The sequence below is a fragment of the Trinickia camelliae genome (assembly GCF_053525655.1).
Map to the genome: position 1 here is coordinate 33,264 of NZ_JBCHAA010000010.1, position 20,541 is coordinate 53,804.

Annotated in this window: 18 protein-coding genes and 1 pseudogene; 10 read left to right on the plus strand and 9 right to left on the minus strand. The window is 63.4% G+C overall.

The window, feature by feature from the left end:
- Positions 1 to 3: 3 nt before the first annotated feature.
- From ertB to AAHK20_RS17510, 3 genes are all read right to left on the minus strand, one after another.
- Entirely contained in the window at positions 4 to 1,644 is a 1,641-nt protein-coding gene (gene ertB, locus AAHK20_RS17500; protein WP_449182759.1) for a thiourocanate hydratase, read from the minus strand.
- A gap of 14 nt (positions 1,645 to 1,658) precedes the next feature.
- Positions 1,659 to 2,750: a thiohydantoin desulfurase gene (ertC, locus tag AAHK20_RS17505; RefSeq protein ID WP_449182760.1), complete on the minus strand. Its 1,092-nt coding sequence runs from the start codon at positions 2,748 to 2,750 to the stop codon at positions 1,659 to 1,661.
- Between the two features lie 246 nt (positions 2,751 to 2,996).
- Positions 2,997 to 3,887 (minus strand): LysR family transcriptional regulator, encoded by an 891-nt coding sequence (locus tag AAHK20_RS17510; protein WP_449182761.1) that lies wholly within the window; start codon positions 3,885 to 3,887, stop codon positions 2,997 to 2,999.
- Positions 3,888 to 3,988: 101 nt separating this feature from the next.
- On the opposite strand from AAHK20_RS17510, the gene ertD reads away from it, so the two are divergent.
- The 3 genes from ertD (at position 3,989) to AAHK20_RS17525 (ending at position 7,894) form a co-directional block, all read left to right on the plus strand.
- Entirely contained in the window at positions 3,989 to 5,380 is a 1,392-nt protein-coding gene (gene ertD / locus AAHK20_RS17515; RefSeq protein WP_449182762.1) for a hydantoin-5-propionate amidohydrolase, read from the plus strand.
- 21 nt (positions 5,381 to 5,401) lie between these two features.
- A complete protein-coding gene (ertE, locus tag AAHK20_RS17520) occupies positions 5,402 to 6,691 on the plus strand; it encodes an N-carbamyl-l-glutamate amidohydrolase ErtE (protein ID WP_449182763.1) in 1,290 nt (429 codons plus the stop codon).
- A 135-nt stretch (positions 6,692 to 6,826) separates the two neighbouring features.
- A complete protein-coding gene (locus AAHK20_RS17525; protein WP_449182764.1) occupies positions 6,827 to 7,894 on the plus strand; it encodes an AI-2E family transporter in 1,068 nt (355 codons plus the stop codon).
- Between the two features lie 50 nt (positions 7,895 to 7,944).
- Here AAHK20_RS17525 and AAHK20_RS17530 read toward each other — a convergent pair whose 3' ends face one another.
- From AAHK20_RS17530 to AAHK20_RS17545, 4 genes are all read right to left on the minus strand, one after another.
- Positions 7,945 to 8,694 (minus strand): hypothetical protein, encoded by a 750-nt coding sequence (locus tag AAHK20_RS17530; RefSeq protein ID WP_449182765.1) that lies wholly within the window; start codon positions 8,692 to 8,694, stop codon positions 7,945 to 7,947.
- Between the two features lie 55 nt (positions 8,695 to 8,749).
- The gene (locus AAHK20_RS17535; RefSeq protein WP_449182766.1) at positions 8,750 to 9,199 is read right to left on the minus strand and encodes a helix-turn-helix domain-containing protein; all 450 of its coding nucleotides are present in this window, start codon (positions 9,197 to 9,199) and stop codon (positions 8,750 to 8,752) included.
- Between the two features lie 73 nt (positions 9,200 to 9,272).
- A complete protein-coding gene (locus AAHK20_RS17540) occupies positions 9,273 to 10,082 on the minus strand; it encodes an alpha/beta hydrolase (protein ID WP_449182976.1) in 810 nt (269 codons plus the stop codon).
- Between the two features lie 174 nt (positions 10,083 to 10,256).
- Positions 10,257 to 11,345 (minus strand): OpgC domain-containing protein, encoded by a 1,089-nt coding sequence (locus AAHK20_RS17545; protein ID WP_449182767.1) that lies wholly within the window; start codon positions 11,343 to 11,345, stop codon positions 10,257 to 10,259.
- Between the two features lie 390 nt (positions 11,346 to 11,735).
- Here AAHK20_RS17545 and AAHK20_RS17550 point away from each other — a divergent pair, with 390 nt between their 5' ends.
- The 6 genes from AAHK20_RS17550 (at position 11,736) to AAHK20_RS17575 (ending at position 17,885) form a co-directional block, all read left to right on the plus strand.
- Entirely contained in the window at positions 11,736 to 13,871 is a 2,136-nt protein-coding gene (locus tag AAHK20_RS17550) for a TonB-dependent receptor (protein WP_449182768.1), read from the plus strand.
- A gap of 34 nt (positions 13,872 to 13,905) precedes the next feature.
- Positions 13,906 to 14,562: a MotA/TolQ/ExbB proton channel family protein gene (locus tag AAHK20_RS17555; protein WP_449182769.1), complete on the plus strand. Its 657-nt coding sequence runs from the start codon at positions 13,906 to 13,908 to the stop codon at positions 14,560 to 14,562.
- Positions 14,559 to 14,957: an ExbD/TolR family protein gene (locus AAHK20_RS17560; RefSeq protein WP_449182770.1), complete on the plus strand. Its 399-nt coding sequence runs from the start codon at positions 14,559 to 14,561 to the stop codon at positions 14,955 to 14,957. The genes AAHK20_RS17555 and AAHK20_RS17560 overlap by 4 nt, the downstream gene beginning before the upstream one ends.
- The gene (locus AAHK20_RS17565) at positions 14,950 to 15,684 is read left to right on the plus strand and encodes an energy transducer TonB (protein ID WP_449182771.1); all 735 of its coding nucleotides are present in this window, start codon (positions 14,950 to 14,952) and stop codon (positions 15,682 to 15,684) included. Before AAHK20_RS17560 ends, AAHK20_RS17565 begins: the two co-directional genes overlap by 8 nt.
- A 190-nt stretch (positions 15,685 to 15,874) precedes the next feature.
- Positions 15,875 to 16,297, plus strand: coding sequence for a hypothetical protein (locus AAHK20_RS17570; RefSeq protein WP_449182772.1), 423 nt, complete (start codon positions 15,875 to 15,877; stop codon positions 16,295 to 16,297).
- Between the two features lie 403 nt (positions 16,298 to 16,700).
- Complete coding sequence (locus AAHK20_RS17575) at positions 16,701 to 17,885, plus strand: porin (protein ID WP_449182773.1); 1,185 nt, start codon at positions 16,701 to 16,703, stop codon at positions 17,883 to 17,885.
- Between the two features lie 200 nt (positions 17,886 to 18,085).
- Here AAHK20_RS17575 and AAHK20_RS17580 read toward each other — a convergent pair.
- Positions 18,086 to 18,229: pseudogene (locus AAHK20_RS17580) on the minus strand (LysR family transcriptional regulator); the annotation flags it as partial.
- Between the two features lie 284 nt (positions 18,230 to 18,513).
- Between AAHK20_RS17580 and AAHK20_RS17585 the strand changes: the two are divergent.
- Positions 18,514 to 19,518, plus strand: coding sequence for an aldo/keto reductase (locus tag AAHK20_RS17585; RefSeq protein WP_449182774.1), 1,005 nt, complete (start codon positions 18,514 to 18,516; stop codon positions 19,516 to 19,518).
- 88 nt (positions 19,519 to 19,606) lie between these two features.
- On the opposite strand, the gene AAHK20_RS17590 is transcribed toward AAHK20_RS17585, so the two are convergent.
- Positions 19,607 to 20,521: a GntR family transcriptional regulator gene (locus tag AAHK20_RS17590; RefSeq protein ID WP_449182775.1), complete on the minus strand. Its 915-nt coding sequence runs from the start codon at positions 20,519 to 20,521 to the stop codon at positions 19,607 to 19,609.
- Between the last annotated feature and the right edge of the window lie 20 nt (positions 20,522 to 20,541).

Below are 20,541 nucleotides of genomic sequence, written 5' to 3' on the forward strand. Positions count from 1 at the left end.
GGGCTACAGCCGGATATGGGGAACCGACTTGCGTTGGACTTCGTCGAGTGCTTCTTCGTAGCCGGCGTCGGCGTAGCGCATGACGCCCATCGACGTGTCGTTGGTCATCGACAGCGCGAGCCGGGCGTCGGCTTCTCCGGTGCCGTCGGCCACGACCGTTACGCCTGCGCTCGTCATATAGCCGCTGTAGCCGCCGCCGCCCGAGTGGATCGCGACGAGATCGGCCATCGACGAGCAGGCCGCCATGGCGTTGAGCAACGGCCAGTCGGCGATGGCGTCCGAGCCGTCGCGCATGTTCTCGGTCATGATGTTCGGATGCGCCATCGCGCCGGCGTCCAGATGATCGCGGGTGAACGCGATCGGGCCGCTCAGACGGCCGTCGCGCACCATCCGGTTGACCGCGCGCGCGAGGTCCGTGCGCTCGCCGTGGCCGAGCCACGCGATGCGCGCGGGAAGCCCCTCGAACGGCACATGTTGGCGCGCGAGCCTGATCCAATTGGCGACGATCGCGTTGTGGCCGAAATGTTCGAGCAGGTGGTCGTCGATCTTGCGGATATCGTCGGCATCGTTCGACAACGCGATCCAGCGGAACGGGCCGATCGCGCGGCAAAACAGCGGACGCAGGAAGGCCTCGGTGAAGATCGGGATCTCGAAGGCGCGCTCGACGCCGCCTTCCTTCGCGTGCGTTCGGATCAGGTTGCCGTTGTCGAAGACGATCGCGCCGCGGTCCTTGAAGCCGAGCATGGCCGTGACGTGACGCACGATCGACTTGCGGCTCGCGTTCATCAGCTGAGGAATATCGGTCGTGCGCAGCGCGCGCACTTCGTCGAGCGTGTAGCCGGACGGCACGTAGCCGTAGACGAGATCGTGCGCGGAGGTCTGGTCGGTGACGATGTCGGGAATGACGCCGCGCGCGAGGATCTCCGGATAGACATCGGCGGCGTTGCCGAGCAGGCCGACCGACAGTGGTTCGCGGCGCGCCTGCGCGTCGCGGATCATGGCGAGCGCTTCGTCGAGATCGCGCGCCTGCTTCTCGAGGAAGCCGATCTTCATGCGCTTGTCGATGCTGTCCTGATTGACTTCGATCGTGAGGATCGCCGCGTTCGCCATTCGGCCCGCGAGCGGCTGCGCGCCGCCCATGCCGCCCATGCCTGCCGTCAGGATGAAGCGCCCGCGCAGGTCGCCGCCGAAATGCCGCTCGGCGATGCGCGAGAAAATTTCGTAGGTACCCTGAATGACGCCTTGCGAGCCGATGTATTGCCAGTCGCCTGCCGTGAGCCCGCCCCAGCAGATCAGGTTGTTCTTTTCCCACTCGTAGAAGTGCTCGGCCTTCGCCCATTGGCCGATCATGTTGCAGTTCGCCATGATGACGAGCGGCGCCTGCGCATGTGTCTTCAGCAAGCCGATCGGCTTGCCGGACTGGACGACGAGCGTTTGATCCTCGTCCATCGTCTTGAGCGCATGGACGATCGCGTCGTGCGAAGGCCAGTCGCGCGCGGCGCGGCCGAGCGCCGCGTAGACGATCAACTGCTCCGGCGCTTCGCCGACGGCGAGCACGTTTTCGAGCAGGCGCAGCAGCGCTTCCTGGCGCCATCCCTTGCAGCGCAGCGTGGAACCGGACGTGACGTTGAATTCGCGTTTCATGTTTCCGGTACCCCTTACTGAGCGAGCGCGTAATCGGCGATGCGGATGCCGAGCGCCTTTTCGACCGGCGGATAGACCGCCGGATCCCGCACGGATGACGACAGCGGAATGTCGTGCTTCGCTACATGGAACAGCAGGATCTCCATGCCCTCGTGGACCTGGCCCGCGCTGACCGGACGGCCGTCGGCATCGAGTGTCGTGATCACGTCGGGGTAGGTCGCGATGCGCGCGCCGTGCGCGTCCTCGACGGCCATGTGCTCGTTCATCACGTGAATCAGGCGGCGATTCGCGCCGGCGCCGATCTCGATCACGCCGACGTCGAACGCCTCATCGGTGTACTTGAGCGTGTTGCGCACGACCTTGCCGCTGCCGATGATCTGCCCGCGCGTCGCCTTGCAGATCGCATCGACGACCGCGCCGCCGCCTTTCGCTTCCGCTGCGATGATCGCCTCGCCGAGCGCGAGCGCCATGCCGATGCCGCCGAGCGCCGCGTGCTGGCGCACATACGACGCGCGCACCGGATTTCGGCAGCTCGCGATGAAGCCGCCCGACATATCCGACGCCTTGCGCAGCACCGGTGAGACCTTCGCGGTCGCGCCGCGCACGACGAGCTCCATATACGCATTCTTGGCGCGATTGCCGCCGGCGGCTGCCTGGATCATCGGCTCGGGGCTCGACGCGAGGCCGAGCGAGCCCATGTCGCCGGTCGGATGGGCACGGATGTCGCCGACCGCATCGACCACCTTCGTGCCGAGCAGCGCCGAAGGCAGCCAGCCGTTGAGCGTGCTCGACATGCCGTTCTGGCCGATGATCAGGCCGTGGATCGGCGCGCCGAGCGCCTCCTGCACGAGCTGCACCGCTTTCACATAGTCGACGCCGAGCATTTCCCAGTCGGTCAGGCCGCCCGGCGCGCCGATTGCCGCGGCGGTCGCGATCCACGCGTCGTCGGGGATTGCGTCCATCGTCACAAGCTCGGGGCGGCCGATCGTCACCGCCAGCGTGCCGAGCTCGCGGCCGTGATCGGCCCAGCCGCCGCCGCCGCACGCGAAGATCGAGCCGCCCTTGACGGCGGCCTCGACATCTTTCAACGACAAGATGCGTCCCATGGTGTTTTCCTTCCTGTTGGTTTTCGGTTGCTTGAGAGTCGACGGCGAAGGCGTCGATGCGTCCGGCGGCGCTTGCGCCAGACGCGGGCATTGGCATGCTCGGAGCCTTGTGGCTGCGAGGATTGAAGGGGATTCTAGGGAGCGTTTATTTTTGCTCGTTATTGCTTTTTTATGGCGGACCCATAACGCGGTGTTAAGACTGGGGTAATCCCTGGGAGGGGCCGCTCGAGCGGCCGAAGCGTCCCTTCAGGCCGCTGCGCGAAGGCTTTCGAGCGTGGCGATGAACTCGCGCGCCGGCCGCGACAGCGGTTCGAGCACCGGATGCAGCACGCTGACCGGCGCAGTGACGGTCGGCACGATCGGCCGCACGACGACTTGCGGCCACACCGGCCCACTGACCGTGAGCTCGTCGATCAGCGCGATGCCCGCGCCGACTTGCACGAGCGCGCATGCTACATGCGACTGCTGCACTTCCATCTTGATTTGGGGCACGCACTGCGCGTCATGAAAGAGCCGCCGCACGAGTTGCCCGAGGGGGATGTCGCTGCCGTAGCCGATCAGCGGCTGATCGACGAGATCCTGCACGCGCAGCGTTTCGCGCTTCGCGAGCGGATGATCGGCCGGCAGCGCGGCGACGATGCGGTTTTCGTGCAGCGGATGGATCTCGACGTTCGGGTGCGTCTCCTGAAGGAACGCGACGCCCAGCTCGACCTGCTGCGTGAGCACGGCCTGCATCAACACGCCGGGAATCATCGTGTGCAGGATGATCCTGACGTCCGGAAGATGCTCGTAGAAGCGGGCGATCGCGCGCGGAATCAGCGATTGCCCGAGATTCGGGCTGCACGCGATGCGCAAGTGCCCCATACGGTTCTCGATCAAGTCCTCGGCCACCTCGTTGACGCGCTGGACGCCCTGGTACACGGCGTTGACCTCGGTGAAGAGCCGGCGTGCTTCGGGTGTCGGATAGAGACGGCCCTTGATCCGCTCGAACAGGGCGAGCCCAAGCCTTTGCTCCGCATAGGAGATCAGCCGCGACACGGCCGGCTGCGAGACGTGCAGCAGCTTGGCTGCGCCGCTGATCGAGCCGGTCAGCATGATGGCGCGAAACACTTCGATTTGCCGCAGGTTGAGTCGCAAGGGATTAACTCCGTGTTATGTCGATGCGATAAATAGGCATGAGACATTCTGACAGAGCGCCGCCTAAACTTGCTTCGAACAAAAACATGGCGGGAGCCAAGATGAGCGATTTCGATCTGGTGGTGCGCGGCAATCTCGTCGATGCGCAGGGCATCGTCGAGGACGGCTGGGTGGCGGTGCGCGACGGCAAGGTGGCGGCGCGCGGCACGGGCGCGGCGCCGCAGGCGCGCGATGGCGTCGATGCCCGGGGGCAGTGGGTGATGCCGGGCGTCGTCGACGGACAGGTGCACTCCGGCAGCCAGGCCAACCAGGAGGGGCTGGGGCACGCCTCCCGCGCGGCGGCGGCCGGCGGCGTGACGGTGATGGTCGATATGCCGTACGACGACCCGGAGCCGGTCGCGTCGCGCGCGCAGCTCGACGCGAAGATCGCCGAGGTCGAACGCGATTGCCACGTGGACGTGGCGCTTTTCGGCACGCTGAACGACCAGCACGGCATGCAGGCGGCGGCCGGCCTGATCGAAGGCGGCGTGTGCGCGTTCAAGTTCTCGACCTTCGAGGCGACGCCCGGACGCTTTCCGCGCGTCGAAGAAGACGATCTTTACGAAGCGTTCCGGCTGATCGCGCCGTCGGGGCTCGCGTGCGGCGTGCACAACCAGATGCAGGAGCTCACGCGCAAGAACGTCGCGCGCATGATCGAAGCGGGCGACACCGGCTGGGACGCGTTCATGCGCGCGCATACGCCGCTCATCGAGAATCTCGCGACCGCACTCATCTATGAGATCGGCGCGGAAACCGGCGCGCGCGCGCATGCGGTTCATGTCTCCACTTCGCGCGGCTTCGAGCTGTGCGGGATGTACCGGCGCGCCGGACATCGAGCGAGCATCGAGACCTGCGTCCAATACCTGATGCTCAATCACGAAGACCATACGAAGCGCTTCGGCGCGAAGACCAAGCACTATCCGCCGATCCGGCCGAAGGCGGAGACCGAGCTGCTGTGGACGCACATCGCCAACGATGCCTGCACGTTCGTCTCGTCGGATCACGTCAGTTGGGGGCTCGAACGCAAGGGCAATCCGAATGTGTTCAAGAATTCATCGGGCGGGCCGGGGCTCGAGACGCTGCTGCCGGCGTTCTGGACCGGCTGTGAAACGCACGGCATCGCGCCGACGATGGTCGCCAGGCAACTGAGCTTGAACCCCGCGCGCCACTTCCTGCTGCACGATCGCAAGGGCTCGCTCGATGTCGGCGCCGATGCGGACATCGTGATTCTCAAACCCGAGCGCTATCGGTTCGATCCGTCGAACAGCTTGTCCGCGGTGCAGTGGAGCTCGTTCGAAGGGATGGAGTTCAGCGTGCGGATCGCCGCCACGTATTGCCGTGGCGTGCAGGTCTTCGACGGAGCCAGGATCGTCAATTCGCGGGGGTATGGGCGTTTCCTGCGTCCGGAGCCGCACACGAACGTGGCCGCCTCGGCTGCTTCCTTATTCGCCTGAATTTGCCTGAACGGACATTTCATGACCTCTATCCCGCTTCCACCGCTTACACCGTTTCCGCCGCTCAACGCCGAGCGGCTCAATGCGCGCGTCGAACGGCTGGCTCGCTTCACGCTGCCCGATGTGCCGTGGACCCGCCGCGCCTTCTCGCCGCTGTTCACCGAAGCGCGCGCGTGGCTCGCCGAGGAATTCGCCGCGGCCGGCCTTGCGGTGACGCAGGACGCGGGCGGCAACCTGATCGGCCGGCGCGCCGGCTCGGGGCGGCGCGCCAAGCCGATCGTCACCGGCTCGCATTGCGACACGGTGGTCGGCGGCGGGCGCTTCGACGGCATCATCGGCGTGCTGGCCGGCATCGAGGTGGCTCATACGCTGAACGAGCAAGGCATCACGCTCGACCATCCGCTGGAGGTGATCGACTTTCTGTCGGAGGAGCCGAGCGACTACGGCATTTCGTGTGTCGGCAGCCGGGCCTTCTCGGGCGTGCTCGACGCGGGCATGCTCGCGTCGAAGAACGCGGCGGGCGAAACGCTCGGGCAAGCGCTGCGGCGCATCGGCGGCGAACCCGCCGCGCTGAACCGGCCGCTGCGTGCGCCGGGCAGCACCGCGGCGTTCGTCGAACTGCATATCGAGCAAGGGCCGGTGCTGGAGGCGCGCGGGCTGCCGATCGGCGTGGTCACGAACATCGTCGGCATTCGCCGTGTGCTGATTACGGTGACGGGGCAGCCGGACCACGCGGGCACCACGCCGATGGATATTCGCCGCGATGCGCTGGTCGGCGCCGCGCGGCTGATCGACGGCGCGTACCGGATGGCGTCGGCGCTCAACGGCGCGCCGCATTATGTGGTGGCCACGATAGGCCGCATCGCGATGACGCCGAACGTGCCCAACGCGGTGCCGGGCCACGTCGAGCTGATGCTGGAAGTGCGCAGCGACAGCGACGCGATACTCGATCGCTTTCCGGAAGACCTGATGGCATCGGCCGCCGGCGATCTGGAGGCGTTGCGCGTATCGGCGGCTGCCGTGCACGTCAGCCGGGCGAAACCGACCGACTGCCAGCCGCTCGTGATGGACGCCGTCGAACGTGCGGCGGGCCAGCTCGGCTACGCGAGCATGCGACTGCCGAGCGGGGCGGGACACGATGCGGTGTATGTCGCGGCGACCGGCCCGATCGGCATGATCTTCATTCCCTGCCTGAACGGGCGCAGCCACTGCCCGGAAGAATGGATCGAGCCGCGGCAGCTGCTCGACGGCACGCGCGTGCTGTATCAGACGATCGTCGAGCTCGACCGCGAACTGGGGGCGGGCGTCTGAAGCGGGAGACGAGGCTATCTGAAGCGATCCTTTAAGATGTCGCGAACGGACCGTTCGCGCTGCGCTATCGCAAACCCGCGCGCAGTCGCCGAACGGTTGTCATCGCAACAAAACAAAATCGCTTGAAGAAAGGTCATGGCTGAAGAAAATCCCGCCGATATCGAACCGAACCACCGTAGGTTCCAGCGCATCGCTTCGACGGTGCTCTACGCGGCGCTCGTCTTGCTCGCGCTCTGGGTGATGCGCGATTTCATTCCTGCTGTCGCGTGGGCCATGGTGATTGCGATCACGCTATGGCCGCTGTTGGGGCGCTTCGAGGCGTTTTGCGGTTCGCACTTTCGCACGACGTTGTTCGCGATCATCGTGACCACCGCGGTCTGGCTGCTCGTCGTGCTGCCATTCGTGCTCGTGTTTGCGCAGGCTGTGAGCGAAACGCACGAGCTTGTCCTGTGGCTCAGAACGGTCGAGGCCAGCGGCATTCCGGTGCCGGACTTCGTTGGCCATTTGCCGTTCGGCTCATCGCAGGTCGCGTCGTGGTGGCAGGACAATCTCGCGCTGCCGTTGCACGGGTCGCCGGCGATGCAGGCGCTGCACGGCGGCACCGTCGTGACGCTTGGCCGGCGTTTTGGCACGGTGGCGGCGCACGGGCTCGTCGTGTTCTCGTTCACGCTCGTCACGCTGTTCGTGATTTTCCAGGCAGGGCCGCAATTGAGCCGCAACTTGCTCAAGGGCACGCGCCGCGCGTTCGGTCCTCATGGTGCGCTCCTGGCGGTGCGCATGGCGGCGGCGGTGCGCGGGACCGTCAGCGGTCTGGTCGTGGTTGGATTGGGAGAGGGCGCGCTCCTGGGCGTCGCCTATCTCGTGAGCGGCGTGCCTCACGCGGCAGTGCTCGGCCTCTTGACGGCGATTGCGGCGATGCTGCCGTTTTGCGCGCCGCTCGTCTTTTGCGGCGCGGCCCTGTGGCTCTTCGCGCAAGGCGCGACGGTCGGGGCGATCGGCGTGGTGGTGTTCGGCGTCGTCGTAGTCTTCATCGCCGAGCATTTCGTGCGGCCGATCTTGATCGGCGGATCGACGCGCCTGCCATTTCTGCTGGTGCTGTTCGGCATCCTCGGCGGCGCGCAGACGTTCGGCTTTATCGGCCTTTTCATCGGCCCGGCGTTGATGACCGTGCTGACCGTGCTGTGGAGCGAGTGGGTGCGCTAGGGCCTGTGATTGACGTGAACAGGCCCTGAGTCGCGGAGCCGGTTTGCGGGTTACCTTGCGGAATTCGCGTGAACCGCTGCGATTTGCCGAAGGCTGCGCTCGGCGCGAATCTGCAGCAGGAGCAGCGCAAATATGACAAACGCACCGAACAAGGCGCCGAGTACGGGCAACGACGCAATCGCGTCAATCCTCTTTGCTTGAGCAGCGGCTTGCGCGTCTTCCTTTTCCTTCTTGATTCGTTGTTGTTCCAATTCATATGTCAATAAGTAGTGTTGTGAAGCCTCGTTGACGACTTCAACAAACGTCTCCCTAGATTTATTGATGTGTTTGACGACGTCGGGCCGTGTGAGAACGGCATCGATGTAGTTGCGCCAGCCATCAATGAATTCTTGTCCGTATTTGGGTTTTTGCAGAAGTGTCGAGTAGAACTCGCTCATTTTGGCCCCGCTCGGGGGCGCGTAGTCCGGTCCGACGATTTTCTTGCCTTGCGCGGTAATCATCTGCGTCCATTGTCCGGCGAGCTTGTCCGCCAGCGAATCGGTGGTATCACGGGCGGAAGGAGGGGTGCCGTCGGTTGCCGCATCCGCCTGTTCATCAGCGATGTTGCCCGCTGCGGGCAACTTGTACGAAGCAGCGTCGATGCTCACGTGCTGAGAAACGGGCTTCGGTTCCGAGTTGAAGTTGGATGCGGCATAGATCCCGGCGCCAACCGCGCCGACTAAGCCAATGGTGGCGCCGGCCACGGTCAGGACACGAAGAACTTGTAGATAGCCGTTTTCGATACGATTTAGGACTGCCATGTTTACTCCCTTAAATATAGGATTTATCTCAAGATCCAGATTGGATTATTAAAAACTATTGAGTCGTTCTAAAAATAGCCGCTGGCGCGGCTTGTTGGCTATTTGCCTCGAGTGGCTCATCGGGCATTCGCGCCTCGACAGCCGCGGCAAGGTGTTCAATTTGCGCGGCTGTCAGACCCTTGACGGCTTTGGCGAGACGACAGAGTGCGGCTTCGAGTGCGTCGCCGCTTTCATCTGCGGCGGTATCGGCATTGGCGACGGGCCCGGTTCCGGTTGCAAGCCATTCCGGGCGGACTTCCAAAGCGACTGCCAGCTCGACCACCTTCGCCGTTTCAGAGCCCGCTTCGATCTTGCGAATCATGGGTTGTGACAACCCGACCTTTTCTGCCAAGGCGGCCTGCGTCAGCCGGAGTTTGGCTCGGGCAAAACGCACGCGGACGGCGAGGGTGTTCAGTTCGCTTTCTTTCATCGGCGAGACGATATAACCCCAGTTGTCAGGCGTCAAAGAACTATGGTTATCGCCCCCCCAAAGACTTGGCTCATGCGCCGCGCGCAATCGATATCGCCGGCACTGGCGCCTACTTCACGCTGCCTTTCACACACGCCAGTGTGTACTTGAGCCCGGCGCCGATCAGTCCGCGCCAGACATCCCACGTGTGCCCGCCGTCGACGATCCGCAGTGCCGCCGGATTGTTCGCCTGCCGCAGATGCGTGTACAGCGCGTCGGCTTCGGCCTGAATCACGAGGTCGTCGTCGCCGGCGGCAATGAAGAACGGCAGTCGCCACGGACGGTTCAAATAGCCGCTCCACAGCGCCGGATAGTTGAGCTCGTGCCAGATGCGCGGATCGAATTGCCGGTCGCCGAATACACCGACGTAGCGCGCCGCCGACGTGAGCGGCGGCACGTCCGCGTAGATCGCAGGGCTCAGCAGCATCACCGCGCAGAATTCATCCGGTGCGAGCAATGCGTAGCGCAACGCGCCGAAGCCGCCCATCGAGACCCCGCCGATCGCGCGTCCGTTGCGCTGGTTTGAGACCGCGTAGTGTGCTTCGATCTCGGGCAGCAGATCGCTGAAAAACGCCGTCTGCATCTTTTCCTTGCGATCCACGTACCAATCGGTGCCGGCCTGCGGCATCACGATCACGACGGGCGGAATTTCCTTGCGCTCGATGAGCTGATCCGCCGTGACCTGCAATTGGCCTTGGGTGATCCAGTCGTTGGCGTCGCCGTGATTGCCGTGCAGCAGATAGAGCACCGGGTAGCGCGGGCCGTTATCGCGATAGCCGGTCGGCAGGTAGATCGTGTACGGCCATTCGCGGCCGAGCGCTTCCGAGTGGAACGAGCGCGCCGCGACGGTGCTCGCGAACGAAGGCGCTTGCGCAGTCATGCAAACGAGCACGGCAAGGGCGGAAAGGAGTGTGCGCATGGAGGTCGAAATGGGAGCGGGCTGCCGCAAAGCGCTTGGCGCGCCTAATGCTAACAGCGGCGATCCGCGGCCAGGGCCGATTTTCGTGTGTCGTGTGAATGGGCCAGGCCCTGGCGGCGAGGCGCACTCAGGCGCTTAGCCGGTCTTCACCGCCAGCACGCGCACGAGCGGCCCGTAGACCTTCGCGACAGCCAAGAGCGCGGCGATCGCGACGGCGTCGGCGGCGAGGCCGAGCGGCACGTCGAGCAGGCCGTCGGTCATCGTGTACAGGACGGAATCGACGATCAGCGAAATCGCCGTGCCGGCGATGAAGCAAAGCAGGCCCTTGCGGCCGACCGTGCCGATCCACGGCAGCCAATTCGCGGCCTTCTTGGCCCAGCCGGCGCGGATCAGGTCCGCCACGAGCCACGCAATCACCAGGAAATTCACGACGCGCAGCCACTCGAGGTTCTGCTTGAACTCAGGAAGCAGCGCTTCGGGAATGCCGGAGAGCTTCGCAATCCACAACACCGCAAGCAATGAGAGCGCCGCTGCGCTGACGAGCGGCCCGAAGTGCGACGCGCTCACGCGCTGGTAGATCGGCTGGCAGCGCGCGAGCACGCCCAGCACGAACATGAGCTGCCACGCGAATGGGTTGAAGTCCCAGTGCATGTCTTCGGCGGCGGGCAGGTAGGGGAGGATGCGGCTCGCAACCGCCCACAGCGCCACGCTCGCGGCGGCGAGCAGCCACGGCTTCTTGCGCGCGAGCGGCAACACGAACGGCACGGCCAGCGCGAAGAGCGCGTACATCGGCAGCACCGACGCCAGATAGGGCTGGCGCCGCAGCAGCAGGATATCGAAGAGCGTCTGGAGCGGGGCGCTCGTGAGGCTGTCGAGATCGGCGTAGGCGAGATTGGGCGCCTCGTCGACGCCGAGCGCGACGAAGACCGCGCTGATCACGAGCATGAGGCCCGCGGTCACGAGGAACGCGCGATAGATTTCGAGCGCGCGGCGCAGGAAGCGCTGGCGAGCGGCGGTTTCGTCGTGCTTCTTGGCGAGCGACAGATACGCCGTGGCAGTGGCATAGCCGCCGAGAAAGACGAAGACTTCAGCGGCGTCGCAGAACGCGTAGGTATGCAGCGTGAAGCGCGACAAGATGCTGCCGCCGATGTGATCGACGACGATGATGAGGAGCACCAGTCCGCGCAGGAAGTCCAGTTCGACGAGGCGTTGTGATTTCTGCATGCTGTTCGAAACGGCCGGTCCCCATGGGCCGCTCGATGAGCGCGACCTTGGGGACCGGCTGGGAATTGGGGGTTGCTAGGCGGCGTACGTCCGAAACGGTTCGCGCCAAGCCGGCGGGGCAGACGAGATAAGCGATCTGCGAGACAAGTCTGAAGGACCGGCCCGGCGAGCCATGGTTCCGTGTCAGCTTGCGAAAGTATTTCGAAATTATTACAGAATTTGACTGGGGACCGGCTTGGGGTCGGCTTTGCATAGTCCAAGGTGCACAAGAACCTTGTTGCAGATCAAATTTGATACGTTATATCATCGCCTGATTGATACGTTATATCGTCTCTCGATGCGGAGGCGCCATAGCGGCAAGAGGATTTCCCATCACGTAGAACAAGAAAGATGAACCACCGCAAATTCATAGCGCGCGCGGCATGGCTGGTGTCGGCGCAGATGGCTTCATTGCATGCACTCGCTGCACCGGACAACGTGTCGCAAACCGGCGTCGTAACGGACGGGGACGACAGCGCGCTCGACGTGAACGTCGATGCGCAGCGCCTCGACCGCGCGCGCAACGGCTTTCAGCCCGATATCGGCGCGAGCGTCTATCACGTGACGCAGGCAGACATCGACACCATGCCGCAAGGTCAGAACACCCCGCTCAACCAGGTCATGCTGCAAATGCCGGGCGTCGCGAACGATTCGTACGGGCAGCTTCACGTGCGCGGCGATCACGCGGACCTGCAGTACCGGATTAACGGCATCCTTATTCCGGAGCCGATCAGCGGCTTTGGCCAGTCGTTCGACACGCGCATCATCGACCAGCTCAATCTCGTGACGGGCGCGCTGCCCGCGGAATACGGCTATCGGACAGCGGGCATCGTCGACATCAAAACGAAGTCGGGCGATCTCGGGCAGGGCGGATCGATCGACGTCTATGGCGGCAGCCATCAGACGCTGCAGGAAAGCGCCGATGTGTTCGGCTCGCAAGGGCCGCTCAGCTACTATTTTTCGGGGTCGCACGGCGTGAACAACCTCGGCATCGAGTCGCCGACGGCAGACGGCAGTCCGCCGCACGATCACACGCAGCAAAGCAACGGTTTCGGGTACCTGTCGTACGTGATCAACCCGCTTACGCGCGTGAGCCTGATGTTCGGCGCGTCGACCAACTGGTTCCAACTGCCGAACACGCCCGGGCTGCCGACTCAATTCTCTCTGCAAGGTGTCCCGACGTTCGATTCGACGAATCTGAACGACACGCAGTCGGAGCTGAACAACTTCGCGGTGCTTGCATTGCAGGGCACGAATGGCGGCAAGCTCGACTATCAGATCGCGCTCTCTACGCGCTATTCGCGCACGCAGTTCAATCCCGATCCGATCGGCGACCTGCTGTTCAATGGCGTGGCGTCGTCGGATTTCCATAGCGACCAGGCGAATAGCCTGCAGACCGATTTCGTCTATCGGCTTAACGAAAAGCACACGGTGCGCGCGGGCGTAATGGTCCAGCAGGAGCACGCGGACTTCAACGACAGCGTCTCGGTCTTTCCTGCCGACGCAAACGGCAACCAGACCTCCGACGTGCCGTTCACGATCAACGATGCGAGCAGCAAGACCGGGTATCTGTACAGCGCGTATCTGCAGGACGAGTGGAAGCTCACCGACAAGCTGACGCTGAACTACGGCGTGCGCTACGACAAGATGAACGAGTACGTCGACGCGAGCCAGTTGAGCCCGCGCATCGGCCTCGTCTATCAGCCGACCAACGCCACGACGCTGCATGCCGGCTACGCGCGCTATTTCACGCCGCCGTCGTTCGAGCTGGTTTCGCCGTCGACGATCGGCCTCTTCAACGGCACGACCAACCAGAGCGCCAACACGCAAAACGATCCGGTGAAGCCGGAGCGCGACCATTACTTCGATGTCGGCGTCGAGCAGAAGCTCACGCAGAACCTGACGGTCGGCCTCGACGCGTACTACAAGATCGCGCACGACCTGCTCGACGAAGGCCAGTTCGGCACGGCGCTGATTTTCACGCCGTTCAACTACCAATATGGCCGCGTGTACGGCGTCGAATTCACGACGAGCTACAAGAAAGACAACGTCTCCGCCTACCTGAACGTCGCGTACAGCCGGGCGCAGGGGAAGAACGTGGAGTCGGCACAGTTCAATTTCACGCCGCAGGAACTCAGCTATATCGCCAGCAACTGGGTGTTTCTCGATCACGATCAGCGCGTGACGGCGTCCTTCGGCGGCGCTTACACGTTCGGCAACACGACGCTGACAGCCGACGGGACCGTCGGCAGCGGCTTGCGCAGCGGCTTTGCGAACACGGACAAAGAGCCGTTTTATGCGCAGATCAATCTCGCCGCGATCGAGCGCTTCAACGAGCCGATCATCGGCAAATTCTCGGCGCGTCTCGTGCTCGTCAATGCCTTCGACCGCGTCTACCAATTGCGCAGCGGCTCGGGCATCGGCGTCCAGGCGCCGCAATACGGTCCGCAGCGCGCGATCTACGCGGGCCTGACGAAGACGTTCTGACGCGCGGCGCGCATCGATAGAAAGGAGGACACCCTTGAACGAATGGACCAATCTGGCCGAGGCCGCGCGGCTGGGCGGCTGGGCCGTGTATCCGCTGACGGTGCTGGCGATTGCGGCGCTCGCGATCGTGCTCGATCGCGCGTACGCGTTCTGGCGGTTTGCTCGCGTGCCGGCGGGGTTTGCGGATGTGATCGAGCAAGCCGGCAACAGCGCCGGCGAAGCGACCGCGAACGACGGGTTGGCGGCAACGCTTGCGCGCCTGCCGGCGCGGCACGCGCTTCGCCGCGTCGGACGCTTGTTCGATGACCGGGGCGCGCCGCTATGGCGGCTCGAAGCGAAGATCGACGCGGCGGCCGCGCAGATCCAGCGCGAGATGGGCCGCGGCTTGTGGCTGCTCGAAACCATCGTGACGGCGGCGCCGCTCGTCGGGCTGCTCGGCACGATCGTCGGCATGATGCAGTCGTTCAAGCTGATCGGCGGCGGGCTGTTGAATCCGGCCGGCATCACAGGCGGCGTCGCGCAGGCGCTGGTCGCGACGGCGATCGGGATCGTGATCGCCGTTGTCGCGTTGTTCGCGTTCAACTTCTTCTCGCGCCGCATCGACGCGCTCACGGACGAACTCGAATCGTTCGCGAACGCGCGCTTGGCGGACGTGCGCGTCAAGCAAGAGCTTAGGAGCAGCGCGCCATGAAACTGCGGCGTGCTCGCACCGCCCGGCGCGGACGCATCGAGATCATTCCGATGATCGACGTGATGTTCTTCCTGCTGGCGACGTTCATGCTGACGTCGCAGGCGATGCAGCGGCTCGACGCGGTGCGCGTGAATCTGCCGCAAGGCGTGGCCGAGCGGATGGCGGAGGACAAACCGTTGACGCTCAGCGTCAGCCGCACGAACCAGGTGTTCGTCAATCAGCAGGCGGTGCGGGTCGATCAGGTGACGCAGGCCGTGGCGCGCCAGTTGCCGCGCGACGGCAATATCGTCGTAGCCGCCGACGATGGCGCGGCGCATGGCGTCGTCGTGCAGGCGATGCTGGCGGCGCGCCGCGCGGGCGTCGAGCATTTTCTGGTGGCCGTGCATCGTGAATAGCGGTTTTAGGCGGCTGTTGACGGCGGGCGATGCGCCGAAGGTTCGGCTCGCGTTCGCGTTTGCCATAGCGGCGGCGGTGTGGGTGGTTTTTCTCACGCACTTCGCGCGGCTTTTCGTGCAGGACGAGCGGCCGCCGCCTGCGCCTGAGACGATCGAAATGAAGCTGGTCGAAGTTGTGCCGCCTGCGCCTGAGCGCATGGTTTCAGTCGTGCCGCAAGCGAGCGAGCCGCTGCAACATCAAGTGTCGAAACCACAGCCAAGCCGAGCCACGCCGCCCGTCGTCCGCCGCGAAGCGATTGAGCCCGCGAAGCAGGTGAACGTGCCGCAAAGAAACGTGCCGCCGCCGGTCGAGTCGCCCGCCGCGCCGGCACGGGCTGCGCCGGCTGCCGATGCGACCGCAACCGGGGTCAGAGCGGCGGCAAGTGCTTCGGAGGCGTCGCCGGCTTCGTCATCGGCCGGCACCGTGCAGGCGCGGCTGCTGTCCCAACCGCTACCGATGTTGCCCGACGATTTGCGCGAGGACGCCTTCCGCGCCGAAGCCGTCGCGCGTTTCGACATTCACGCGGATGGCAGCACGGAAGTCGAATTGGTGAAGCCGACGTCGAATCCGCGGCTCAATCAGATCCTCCTCGAAGCGCTGCACAAATGGCGTTTCTTTCCCGCGATGGAGAATGGTCGCGCGGTCGGCAGCCAGCGGGACGTGCGCGTGCATTTCAATGTGAGCTAGGGGCGCGAGGCGTCCGAGGTCGAGGTAGCAGGTCCGGCTAGCGGCGGTGGCAAGCGCGCCGTGCTTACGGCATGCATGGAGTGGTAAACATCTGTAAAGTGCGGCCTCAGACCTTTCATCTCAAAAATTGGCGTGCGCCGTGGCAAGCGGTACCGGGGGGGCGCATGTACTGTAGTGACCTCACAACGCAATGAAACGCACGCTATTTGCTGTCTTTTTCGCTCTTATTCCCGCTATCTGTACGGCTGCCGCGCTCGACGAGCCATTGAAATGCGGTGTCTCCGCGCACCAGTTCATTGGCACGCTCGAGCAGCAGTATCTGATCGACCCGACGCCGACCCGCGTCGAGCCGAATTCGATCAACGCGTTCCGGCCCACGAGCGGCGCCAACCTGACGGCATACGGCTTCCACGTGTTTGCGTTGGTCGGATTCCAGAAGGACGATCCGATGTTCCGCACCGGCGATGGCAAGCCGATCGGCAATTCGGCGTATGGGGCAGTCGTGTTCGGCTGGCTGGACGACGTCCAGAAAGCGGTCACCGCGGCAAACAGTCCGGCGGTCGTTCATAAAGTCGCACCACATATCACGGCAATATTTTGCAATCCGGATTGATTTGACTTCGTTAATGCATTGCTTCAATGCGAATTGCTTAATTCTGTCATTGCAATTATTGCTCCGGCATTACGCCGCGGCGGGCCGCAATGCACTTTGGGTTGGTCTCGTTTTCCCGCAAGACCTCCGTAGCGCGGGCAACTCACGACTAAGTGTTATCCCTTATTGATTAAGTGTTTTGGCTGACCATTGGCGCGTCAATCCGTCTGATTGATGTGGCTTTAGTTGGCAAATCGCAACGGTTCGGCGCGAAAACACGCACCAGAATGGACGCCACCTTTTCCTCGTGCAAACATCCTTCCAGCGTTGCATGAAATTACGGCAACCGGCCATTAAAAGCTCTGCCATAAAAATAAGCAGACTGTAAAGAACTTTCAACAAGTCAAAAGGTTTGGAGATTTTGATGAAAAAACACGTCATTTCGCTCGCAGTGCTGTCCGCATTTGCCGCTCCGGTTTTCGCACAAAGCAGCGTCACGCTGTACGGCGTGATCGATGAAGGTCTGGACTTCACGAACAAGGTCAACACGACCACCGGTGGCCACTCCGTTTGGGAAATGCAAAGCGGCTATGCGCAGGGCAGCCGCTGGGGCCTGAAGGGCAGTGAAGATCTGGGCGGCGGTCTGAAGGCAATTTTCCAGTTGGAAAACGGCTTTGACGTGAACACCGGCAAGCTCGGCCAAGGCGGCCTCGAGTTCGGCCGTCAAGCCTACGTCGGCCTGACGCACGACCAGTACGGTACGCTGACGCTGGGTCGCCAATACGACTCGGTGGTCGACTACCTGGCGCCGCTCACCGCGAACGGCAACTGGGGCGGCTATCTGCTCTCGCACCCGTACGACAACGACAACACGGATAACTCGTTCCGTCTGAACAACACGGTCAAGTACGCGAGCCCGGTCATCGCCGGTTTCCAGGGCGGTGCGACGTATAGCTTCAGCAACAGCACGAACTTCAAGCAAAACAACGCGTATAGCGTTGGCGCGACGTACTCGTTCGGCGGCCTGCAGGTCGCGGGCGCCTACATGCAGCTGAATAACCCGTCGAGCAGCTCTAGCGGCGCGGTCAACAACGGCGGCGACGAGAACTTCGTGGCCACCAAGGTGCAAATCTTCGGCGGTGGCGTGAACTATACGTTCGGCCCGGCAACGGCTGGCTTCGTGTACACCAACTCGTACATGCAGAATCCGACCGGCACCGGCTATCTCCCGCTCCTGTCGAACACCAACGACCTCGCGCCGCTCGCGGTGGCGGGCAACCCGCTGCACTCGCTGCGCTTCCAGAACTTCGAAATCAACGGCAAGTACCAGATCACGCCGGCGTTCTTCGTGGGTGCGCAATACATCTACACCTACACGAACTACAACGCGGCGCTGGGCATTCAGCATCCGAAGTACCAGACGGTTGGCCTGATGGCTGACTACAACATCTCGAAGCGTACGGACTTCTATTTCCAAACGGCTTACCAGCACGCTTCGAGCAGCAGCACGGGCACGGTTCTGGATAACGCGTTCATCCCGGGTACGCAGTACGCGTCGTCGACGCAGAACCAAGTTGCGTTCCGCGTGGCCGTCCGCCACAAGTTCTAATCTGACGCGACAACGCGCGGCGCTTCTTGCGCCGCGCGAGTTTCTAATAAATCGATGCGCAATCAGCGGCGTTCGCGCTGCAGCGTGCCTTCGATCTGCGCCGCTAGACGGCGATTCGGCTCATCCCAGCACGGCTCGGATGGGCCTTTTTACTTTTGCGCCTCCGTTGCGGTCTTTGCGCAGTGCACCGCGCAGCAGAGTCACATCCCAGCGTGTGCCTCCTTGATCAACTGCGCGACCCAATCGATGAAAATCCGCACACGCGGCGCGAGATGCCTGCCATGCGGAAACACGATCGACACCGGCAGGGGCGCCGCTTTCCACTCCGGCAAGACCTCCACCAGCTGTTCGGCGGCCTTCGTGAAGCTGCCCAACTGCGCGGCGCGCAAACACTCTCATCGCCTGCAAATGGTCCATACGCGCAGGGGTTCCTTCGATCGATTCGTTTCGGCGCTGACGTAACGAGCTTCTTGGCCGATGATTGGTCATGTCGCTCGAACAATTTGTTCCAGCGGCGCGGATTTATCCGGGGGCGACCGCTCGGCAGAATGCCGTTCTAGTGCGGTGCCGTTTCAAAGTCTCCTAGACTTGCGGCATCGGCCTCTCTCAACCGCAAGGAGCGATTCGCATGAACACCCGACGTCTTGGCAGCAACGGCCCGCAAGTCTCCGCAATCGGCCTCGGCTGCATGGGTATGTCCGACTTGTACGGCCCCGCCGACCAAAACGAAAGCATAGCAACGATACACGCCGCACTCGACGCCGGCATCACGCTGCTCGATACTGGCGACTTCTACGGCATGGGTGCAAACGAGATGCTGATTCGCGATGCGCTGCGCGGCCGCGAGCGCGAAAACGTGCAGATCAGCGTCAAGTTCGGCGCGCTGCGCGATCCTTCCGGCGCATGGAATGGATACGACAGCCGTCCGATTGCGATCCGCAACTTCCTCGCCTACACGCTGCGCCGCCTCGGCACCGACTATATCGACGTCTATCGCCCCGCGCGGCTCGATCCGAGCGTGCCGGTCGAAGAGACGATCAGTGCGATTGCGGATCTCGTGAAGGAGGGCTATGTGCGGCAGATCGGCCTCTCTGAAGTGGGCGCGGACACGATTCGCCGCGCGCATGCGGTCGCACCGATCGGCGATCTGCAAATCGAGTATTCGCTGATGTCGCGCGGCATCGAGGCCGAAATCCTGCCGACCTGCCGCGAACTCGGAATTGGCGTGACCGCGTATGGCGTGCTGTCGCGTGGCTTGTTGAGTGGGCAGTGGTCGAAGGAGCGCGGGCAACAGCGCGATTTCCGCAGCGTCAGCCCGCGCTTCAGCGGCGAGAACCTCGAGCGCAATCTGGCGCTGGTCGAGGCGCTACGCGTGATTGCCGACGAGCGCAACAGCAATCCGGCACAGATTGCGATTGCCTGGGCGCTGTCCCGCGGCGACGACATCGTGCCGTTAGTCGGCGCGCGGCGCCGTACCCAGCTGACCGACGCGATCGCGGCCGCCAACTTGCGTCTTTCGGCTGAAGAGCTGGCGCGTATCGAAGCGGCGGTTCCGTCCGACGCGGTAGCGGGGACGCGTTATCCGCAGGCACAGATGGACCATCTCGACAGCGAGGGGGCTTCGTCGCATTGATCGCGAAATAGAAGGAGTGGGCGGGGCGTCACATTCGTCACGCCGATGCGCGACGGTCAGCGTTCAACGGGAGAGGCGACGGGGGGCGTTACGCGGCGGACTCGGCGGCAGCTCGCATCGCACTCAGCACCGCCTGTTTCTTCTCATCGAGGTGCTGGCGCATCAGCCTGACCATGCGCGCCCCGTCACGCGCCTCCAGCGCTTCGATCATCTGCCCATGTTCGGCCACGGCGCGCGCCCATTTCTGCGAGTCATGGTTCGAGCGAAAGCGCAATCCTTCCACGCGGCGGTTCAGGGCCAGGTAGGTTTGCCGCAGGACTTCGTTGTCCGCAAGCAGATTGATCGTGTCGTGGATCGTCCGGTTGTACTCGTAATAGCCGGGCAAGTCGCCGCGCGAGTGGCAGGCCAGCATCGAAAAATGCAACGCCTTCAACTCGTTCAAATCGGCGTCGGCGATCTTTGCGCAAGCCAGTTCGCCCGCGAAACTCTCTAGGCAGCCAAGCAGGTCGAACGTATTGCCGATCTCCTCCTCGGTCATGACGGCGACCACGGCGCCACGATTCGGCTGGTGGTCGATCAAGCCTTCCGCGGCGAGCACCTTCAGCGCCTCGCGCAACGGCGTGCGCGACACGCCGAGCACCGCGCACAACTCCCGCTCGTTGAGCCGCGCGCCTGGCGCAAGCGATCCTTCCACGATCATCTTGCGCAGCGCGCTGGTCACCGATTCGTGCAGAACCGGGCGGGTGACGGCGAATTCAGCGGTGCCGGACGCGGCCGATTCGGTCAGACTCTCGTCGATTTTGGTATGCAATATACTAGATGCCATATTTTGAATACACGCGTCAAGGACCGGGTAACCCCAGATACTATAAGCCTCCCGAGGCATATCGTCCATTTCTGGCGACCAAAAAGAAAGTGTTTGCGCCCGGAAAATGTCGCGTTTATGGTATACCAAATGCAAAATTTCGCGACGGAGTGAGAACCCCTGGAGCCGAACTTGCATCCAATGTCTATCATTTCGTA